Annotated in this window: 6 protein-coding genes; 4 read left to right on the forward strand and 2 right to left on the reverse strand. The window is 70.9% G+C overall.

Annotation, left to right across the window (positions count from 1 at the left end; all coding sequences use genetic code 11):
• Positions 1–194 precede the first annotated feature (194 nt).
• The 3 genes from ABZW32_RS31670 (at position 195) to ABZW32_RS31680 (ending at position 3,195) form a co-directional block, all read left to right on the forward strand.
• Positions 195–395 carry a MarR family transcriptional regulator gene (locus ABZW32_RS31670; RefSeq protein ID WP_356222564.1) on the forward strand — a complete coding sequence of 67 codons (201 nt, stop codon included), beginning with the start codon at positions 195–197 and terminating at the stop codon, positions 393–395.
• Between the two features lie 188 nt (positions 396–583).
• A complete protein-coding gene (locus tag ABZW32_RS31675) occupies positions 584–817 on the forward strand; it encodes a heavy-metal-associated domain-containing protein (RefSeq protein WP_356222567.1) in 234 nt (77 codons plus the stop codon).
• 95 nt (positions 818–912) lie between these two features.
• The gene (locus tag ABZW32_RS31680) at positions 913–3,195 is read left to right on the forward strand and encodes a heavy metal translocating P-type ATPase (RefSeq protein ID WP_356222570.1); all 2,283 of its coding nucleotides are present in this window, start codon (positions 913–915) and stop codon (positions 3,193–3,195) included.
• A gap of 357 nt (positions 3,196–3,552) precedes the next feature.
• On the opposite strand, the gene ABZW32_RS31685 is transcribed toward ABZW32_RS31680, so the two are convergent.
• Both ABZW32_RS31685 and ABZW32_RS31690 read right to left on the reverse strand, forming a co-directional pair.
• Complete coding sequence (locus ABZW32_RS31685; protein ID WP_136216460.1) at positions 3,553–4,842, reverse strand: citrate synthase; 1,290 nt, start codon at positions 4,840–4,842, stop codon at positions 3,553–3,555.
• 182 nt (positions 4,843–5,024) lie between these two features.
• Entirely contained in the window at positions 5,025–7,271 is a 2,247-nt protein-coding gene (locus tag ABZW32_RS31690; RefSeq protein WP_356222573.1) for an ATP-dependent RecD-like DNA helicase, read from the reverse strand.
• 266 nt (positions 7,272–7,537) lie between these two features.
• Between ABZW32_RS31690 and ABZW32_RS31695 the strand changes: the two genes are divergently transcribed.
• The coding region (locus tag ABZW32_RS31695) for a DUF937 domain-containing protein (RefSeq protein WP_356222576.1) at positions 7,538–8,016 on the forward strand (479 nt) is incomplete at its 3' end.

Here is an 8,016-nt window from a genome sequence, read left to right on the forward strand (position 1 = left end):
GTCACGGGAGTCACCCTCCTGTGACGGATGTCCGCATTTCGCGGGTTTTCTGTCACAGGCCGTCGACAGCCGCTCCCCCGAACTCACCGGGCGTCGTTCTCCGGGCACAACCCGAGTGATCGTCACTGTCCACGCGCCGGCTCCCCCGACGGCCGTCCGGCCGGCCCCGCGGCGTGGACCAGGAGGTGTCGTGGATGAGCGACCGAACGCTGTGGTCGTACAAGGAGATCGCCGCCCATATCCAGGTCCAGCCGGACACCGTGCGCTCCTACCGGAAGCACGGACTGCTCCCCTCGCCCGACCACGTGGAGGGCGCGAAGCCCTACTGGTACGCCGACACCATCCGCGCCTGGGTGGCCCGCCGCCCGGGCAACCGGGGGCGCCGCGACGGCTGACGCCCCCGGCGACCGCTATCGGTGGATAGCGTTCCCCATGCGCGGTAAACGCCGTTTACTGGGATTACGGCGACCTTGCCCCCCCACACGCTTCACCGGGATCCCGCCAAGTACCGCCAGATGCTCGCTCAATACCCCCTAGGGGTATAATCTGGGAGCAGAGAGACACCCCGACGAAGGAGAACGACATGACCGCCGAGACGGACACCCAGACCACCGCCGTGTACAAGGTCACCGGCATGACCTGTGGGCACTGCGAGGGCGCCGTGACCGCCGAGCTGACCGCCCTGGCGGGAGTCTCCTCGGTCAAGGCCGTCGCCACCACCGGTGAGGTCACCGTGGTCTCCGCCGCCCCGCTCGCCGAGGAAGACGTCCGCGCCGCCGTGGACGAGGCGGGCTACGAGCTCGCCGGCCGGGTCTGAGCCGCATCCCGCCACTCCCGCAGCGCCCAGCCGGTCCGTACCGGCCAGCTCATACTGGTCCCGTACGGGCCGGCCCTCCCCCTGGAGCCGGAAAGATGACCAGCACAGTGCACGACGGGCCCATAACGGCGGTCGAGCTCTCGATCGGCGGGATGACCTGCGCCTCCTGCGCCGCCCGGATCGAGAAGAAGCTCAACCGGATGGACGGCGTCGAGGCCACGGTGAACTACGCCACCGAGAAGGCCCACGTCTCCTGCACGGGTGACGTACGGGTCGCCGACCTGATCGCGACCGTCGTGAAGACCGGGTACACCGCCGAGGAGCCCGCGCCCCCGCCCCCGCCCCCCGCGGCGGCCGACGGGGCCGGACCGGAACGGGAAGCGGAAGCGGAAGCGCCCTCCGGACGCGACCCGGAACTGGCCGCGCTGCGGCAGCGGCTGCTGGTCTCCGCCGTCCTCGCCGTGCCCGTCGTCGTGCTCGCGATGGTCCCGGCCCTCCAGTTCGACAACTGGCAGTGGCTCTCGCTGACCCTGGCCGCGCCCGTGGTCGTCTGGGGCGGCTTCCCCTTCCACAAGGCCGCCTGGACGAACCTGCGGCACGGCGCGGCCACCATGGACACCCTGGTGTCCATCGGCACCCTCGCCGCCTTCGCCTGGTCGCTGTGGGCCCTGTTCTTCGGGCAGGCGGGCATGCCCGGCATGCGGCACGGCTTCGACGTGGGCGCCTCGCACGCGGACGGCTCCTCCGCCATCTATCTGGAGGTCGCCGCCGGAGTCGTCACCTTCATCCTGCTCGGCCGCTACCTGGAGGCCCGCTCCAAGCGGAAGGCCGGGGCCGCCCTGCGGGCCCTGCTGGAACTGGGCGCCAAGGACGTGGTGGTGCTGCGCGCGGGCCGCGAGGTCCGCGTCCCGGTCGCCGCGCTCGCGGTCGGAGACCGGTTCGTCGTCCGCCCCGGCGAGAAGATCGCCACCGACGGCACCGTCGTCGAGGGCTCTTCCGCCGTGGACGCCTCGATGCTGACGGGGGAATCCGTCCCGGTCGAGGTGGCCGTCGGGGACCCGGTGACCGGCGCCACGGTCAACGCCTCGGGCCGGCTCGTCGTCGAGGCCACCCGGATCGGGGCCGACACCCAGCTCGCCCGGATGGCCAGGATGGTCGAGGACGCGCAGAGCGGCAAGGCCGCGGTGCAGCGGCTCGCCGACCGCGTCGCCGGCGTCTTCGTCCCCGTCGTCCTGCTCCTCGCCCTCGGCACCTGGGTCGCCTGGCTGCTCATCACCGACGACGCCACCGCCGCCTTCACCGCCGCCGTGTCCGTCCTGATCATCGCCTGCCCCTGCGCCCTGGGCCTGGCCACGCCCACCGCGCTGATGGTCGGCACCGGGCGGGGCGCCCAGCTCGGCATCCTGATCAAGGGCCCCGAGGTGCTGGAGTCGACCCGCCGGGTGGACACCGTCGTCCTGGACAAGACCGGGACGGTCACCACCGGCCGGATGACCCTGTCCGCCACCCACCCCGCCGAGGGGGTCGACGCCGGCGAACTGCTGCGCCTGGCCGGCGCCCTGGAGCACTCCTCCGAGCACCCGATCGCGCGGGCCGTCGCCGCGGCGGCCGCGGACGCCGCCGGCGGGCTGCCCGTCCCGGAGGACTTCCGCAACCACGGCGGGCTCGGCGTCGAGGGCACCGTCGAGGGACACGCCGTCCTCGTGGGGCGCGAACGGCTGCTGGCCGACCGGTCGGTGGCGCTGCCCGCCGCGCTCGCCGAAGCCAAGGAGGCCGCCGAGGCCACCGGCGCCACGGCCGTGCTGGTGGCCTGGGACGGAACGGCCCGCGGGGTGCTGAGCGTGGCCGACGCGGTCAAGGAGACCAGCGCCGAGGCCGTGACCCGGCTGCGCGCACTGGGCCTGACCCCGGTCCTGCTGACCGGCGACAACCGGGCCGTGGCCGAGACGGTGGCCCGCGAGGTGGGCATCGACGAGGTCATCGCCGAGGTGCTCCCGCAGGACAAGGTGGACGTGGTCCGCCGGCTCCAGGCCGAGGGCCGTACGGTCGCCATGGTGGGCGACGGGGTCAACGACGCGGCCGCGCTGGCCCAGGCGGACCTCGGCCTGGCCATGGGCACCGGTACCGACGCGGCCATCGAGGCCGGGGACCTGACCCTCGTACGGGGCGACCTGCGGGTGGCCGCGGACGCCATCCGGCTCTCCCGGCGCACCCTCGCCACCATCAAGGGCAACCTCTTCTGGGCCTTCGGCTACAACCTGGCGGCGCTGCCGCTGGCGGCCGCCGGGCTGCTCAACCCGATGATCGCGGGGGCCGCGATGGCCTTCTCCTCGGTCTTCGTGGTCACCAACAGCCTGCGGCTGCGGTCCTTCCGCTAGTGGCCCTCCTCCCCCGGCTCTCCACAGTTCCTTCACTGGAGACGCAGATCACAGTGATCGCAACGTAACCATCCGGGGTCGACACGGGTCTAATGGGGCGATGCCAGAAACGTCTTGGGGGATGTTTCACGGAGGTCTTGGGGGACGTCCTGGGCATCTGCCGGCCGGGACGCGTGCCCTCGGGAAGCCTTGAGCGGCCCTCCCGACCCGAACGGGTCCCGGCACACACCGACGCCCCGGCGCGGATCCCGTGGGGGGAATCCGCTGCCGGGGAAAAGGAAAGCGCCCCGACCGTCGACCCGTGGGGGGATCGACGGCGGGGCGCTTTTCGTACGCTCGTGCCGCTCGGGCTCGCGGTCAGCGGGCCTCGACGGGGACGAAGTCGCGCAGGACCTCGCCGGTGTAGATCTGGCGCGGGCGGCCGATGCGGGAGCCGGGCTCCTTGATCATCTCGTGCCACTGGGCGATCCAGCCGGGGAGCCGGCCGAGCGCGAAGAGCACGGTGAACATCTCGGTCGGGAAGCCCATGGCCCGGTAGATCAGACCGGTGTAGAAGTCCACGTTCGGGTAGAGGTTGCGCGCGACGAAGTACTCGTCGGCCAGCGCGTGCTCTTCCAGCTTGAGCGCGATGTCCAGCAGCTCGTCGCTCTTGCCGAGCGCCGAGAGGACGTCGTGCGCCGCCGCCTTGATGATCTTCGCCCGGGGGTCGAAGCTCTTGTAGACGCGGTGCCCGAAGCCCATCAGGCGGACGCCGTCCTCCTTGTTCTTCACCTTGCGGATGAAGGCGTCGACGTCGCCGCCGTCGTTCTTGATGCCTTCCAGCATCTCCAGGACGGACTGGTTGGCGCCGCCGTGCAGCGGGCCCCACAGGGCGGAGATGCCGGCGGAGATCGAGGCGAACATGTTCGCCTGCGAGGAACCGACCAGGCGCACGGTGGAGGTCGAGCAGTTCTGCTCGTGGTCCGCGTGCAGGATCAGCAGCTTGTCGAGCGCCGAGACCACGACCGGGTCCAGGTCGTACTCCTGGGCCGGCACGGAGAAGGTCATGCGCAGGAAGTTCTCGACGTAGCCGAGGTCGTTGCGCGGGTAGACCACCGGGTGGCCGACCGACTTCTTGTACGCGTACGCGGCGATCGTCGGGAGCTTGGCCAGCAGGCGGATCGTCGAGAGGTGGCGCTGCTTCTCGTCGAACGGGTTGTGGCTGTCCTGGTAGAACGTCGACAGCGCGCTGACCACGGAGGACAGCATCGCCATCGGGTGCGCGTCGCGCGGGAAGCCGTCGTAGAACCGCTTGACGTCCTCGTGCAGCAGCGTGTGCTGGGTGATTTCGTTGCGGAACGACGCGAGCTGGTCGACGGTCGGGAGCTCACCGTTGATCAGCAGGTAGGCGACCTCGATGAAGGTCGAGCGCTCCGCCAGCTGCTCGATCGGGTAGCCGCGGTAGCGCAGGATGCCCTGCTCGCCGTCGAGGTAGGTAATCGCGGACTTGTAGGCGGCGGTGTTTCCGTAGCCGCTGTCCAGCGTGACGAGCCCGGTCTGGGCCCTCAGCTTCGAGATGTCGAAGCCCTGGTCACCGACAGTGCTTTCGACCACCGGATAGGTGTATTCACCGTCCGCGTACCGGAGTACTACAGAGTTGTCGCTCACGTCATCCCTCACCGACGTAGTGCCTCTTCTTCGAGGTGCCCTGACTGCCTCTACCTTCCCCCATTTGGCGCAGGAAAGTGCACTCGGGGTCGGCCTTTGGTTCTTTTGACGGCACTGAGTGCCTTCAACCTGCTCATCCTGCCCCCTCCGCACCGGTGGTGACACCCCAAATGATCGATCATCTAGGTGATGTTTCCCACCGGTATCCGACCGGACAGCCTCGCGGCGACCGCCGTGTACCTCCTGCCTGCGGAAACGGTACGCACCGCCTGCCCGAGGGCCTTGCGGGACCCGACCAGGACGACCAGTTTCTTCGCCCTGGTCACCGCCGTGTAGAGCAGATTTCGCTGGAGCATCATCCAAGCCCCGGTGGTGACCGGGATCACGACCGCGGGATATTCACTCCCCTGGGAACGGTGGATGGTGACGGCGTACGCGTGGGCGAGCTCATCGAGCTCGGCGAACTCGTACCCCACCTCCTCGTCCTCCTCCGTCCTGACCGTCAGCTTCTGTTCGTCGAGGTCAAGGGCGGTGACCACGCCCACGGTGCCGTTGAAGACACCGTTGGCCCCCTTGTCATAGTTGTTGCGGATCTGGGTGACCTTGTCGCCCACCCGGAAGACCCGGCCGCCGAACCGCTTCTCGGGCAGGTCCGGCCGGGCCGGGGTGATCGCCTGCTGGAGCAGGCCGTTGAGGTTCCCGGCGCCGGCCGGGCCGCGGTGCATGGGGGCCAGTACCTGGACGTCACGCCGCGGGTCCAGGCCGAATCTGGCCGGAATGCGACGGGCGGCCACGTCGACGGCGAGCAGGCCGGCCGCCTCGGTGTCCTCCTCGGGGAAGAGGAAGAAGTCCGGCAGCCCGTCGGTGATGGGCGGGACCCCGGTGTTGATCCGGTGCGCGTTGGTGACCACGCCCGACTGCTGCGCCTGGCGGAAGATCCTGGTCAGGCGGACGGCGGGGACCGGGCCGCCCTCGGCCAGCAGGTCCCTCAGCACCTCTCCCGCCCCGACGGAGGGGAGCTGGTCCACATCGCCGACGAGCAGCAGGTGCGCGCCCGGGGCCACGGCCTTGACGAGTTTGTTCGCCAGGAGCAGATCCAGCATCGAGGCTTCGTCCACCACGACGAGATCGGCGTCCAAGGGCCGGTCCCGGTCGTACGCCGCGTCCCCGCCCGGCTTCAGCTCCAGCAGCCGGTGCACGGTGGAGGCCTCGGCCCCCGTCAGCTCCGACAGCCGCTTCGCCGCCCGGCCGGTGGGGGCGGCGAGCACCACCTTGGCCTTCTTCGCGCGGGCCAGCTCCACGATCGAGCGCACGGTGAAGGACTTGCCGCAGCCCGGCCCGCCGGTGAGGACGGCGACCCGGCGGGTGAGGGCGAGGCGGACCGCGTCCCGCTGCTCGGGGGCGAGGGAGGCCCCGGTGCGACCGGCCAGCCAGCCGAGGGCCTTGTCCCAGTCCACGTCCCGGAAGCCGGGCATCCGGTCCTCCTCGGCGTTCAGGAGCCGGCGGACCTGCCCGACCAGCGACAGCTCCGCCCGGTGGAAGGGCACCAGGTACACGGCGGTGAGGGGGTCCGGGCCGCCCTGGGGGTCCGGCACGGATTCCCGTACGACGCCTTCCGGATCGGCGGCGAGTTCGGCCAGGCACTCGATGACCAGGCCGGTGTCCACCTGGAGCAGCTTGACCCCGTCGGCGATCAGCCGCTCCTCGGGGAGGAAGCAGTGGCCCTGGTCGGTGGACTGGGAGAGGGCGTACTGGAGCCCGGCGCGGACCCGCTCGGGGCTGTCGTGCGGGATGCCGACGGCCTGGGCGATGCGGTCGGCAGTGAGGAAGCCGATGCCCCACACGTCGGCGGCGAGCCGGTAGGGCTGGTTCTTGACCACCGAGATGGAGGCGTCGCCGTACTTCTTGTAGATCCGCACGGCGATGGAGGTGGAGACGCCGACGCCCTGGAGGAAGACCATGACCTCCTTGATGGCCTTCTGCTCCTCCCAGGCGGCGCCGATCATCTTCGTCCGCTTGGGGCCGAGGCCGGGGACCTCGATCAGGCGCTTGGGCTCGGCCTCGATGACGTCGAGGGTGTCGGTGCCGAAGTGCTCCACGATCCGGTCGGCGATCCTCGGGCCGATCCCCTTGATGAGGCCGGAGCCGAGGTAGCGGCGGATGCCCTGGATGGTGGCGGGCAGCAGCGTGGAGTAGTTCTCGACGCTGAACTGCTTGCCGTACTGGGGGTGCGAGCCCCAGCGGCCCTCCATGCGCAGGGACTCGCCGGGCTGTGCGCCGAGCAGCGATCCGACGACGGTCAGCAGGTCCCCGGCGCCGCGGCCGGTGTCGACCCGGGCGACCGTGTACCCGCTCTCCTCGTTGGCGTAGGTGATGCGTTCCAGCACCCCCTCGACCACCGCCAGTTGCACCGCCCCGTTGGTTGTCATGGCACGAAACTACCGGCAGGCGCCGACAGCCGGTCGGCGCCTGTGGACAAACGGAAGGGGGTCCGGCCTTCCGGCCGGACCCCCTCACGGTTACCCCTCCCTCGTCGGACTTCCCGATCCCCCCGGATCCCCTCCCGGAAGTCCCGACGCACCGTACGACCCCCGATCGGCCCGCGGGGTTGCACTCCGGGCGCCTGATTTGCCTTTCCGTTACCAAACGCCTACCCAAGGTGCCAGCGAATCGGGACGGACGTAGCGTTTCCGGCATGAGCGAATCTTCATTCCAGGACGACGTGCTGGGCGAGCTCGGCGACGAGAAGCTGACCGAGATCGCGGGACTGCTGGGCACCGACACGGACGGCGCGCGCGCCGCGGTCGACGAGACCGTGGGGGCCATGGCCGGGGGCCTCCAGGAGAAGGCCGCGGCGGAGGGCGAGGACGGCGAGGTGGGCCAGGCCCTCGCGGAGGTGGCCGAACCCCCGTTGCAGGGCGTGGCCACGCTCGGCGGCCTCGGCGGGCTGCTCAGCGGCGGCATGATGGCGGGGGTGCTGGCGAAGGTGAGCAAGCCCGTGGCCAACGCCGTCGCGAAGAAGACCGGGATCCCGGCCGCGACCGTCAGCCGGGTCATCGAGGTGCTGATCCCGGTGGTGCTGGCCGTCTTCGCCAAGCGCGCCGCGGAGGGCAAGGCGGGCGCGGGCACCCCGTCGGCGGGCGGCGCCCCGGCCCCCGGCGCCCCGGCCCCCGG

Origin of the sequence: Streptomyces sp. NPDC004667 (assembly GCF_040609475.1) — a bacterium.
Classification (GTDB): Bacteria; Actinomycetota; Actinomycetes; order Streptomycetales; family Streptomycetaceae; genus Streptomyces.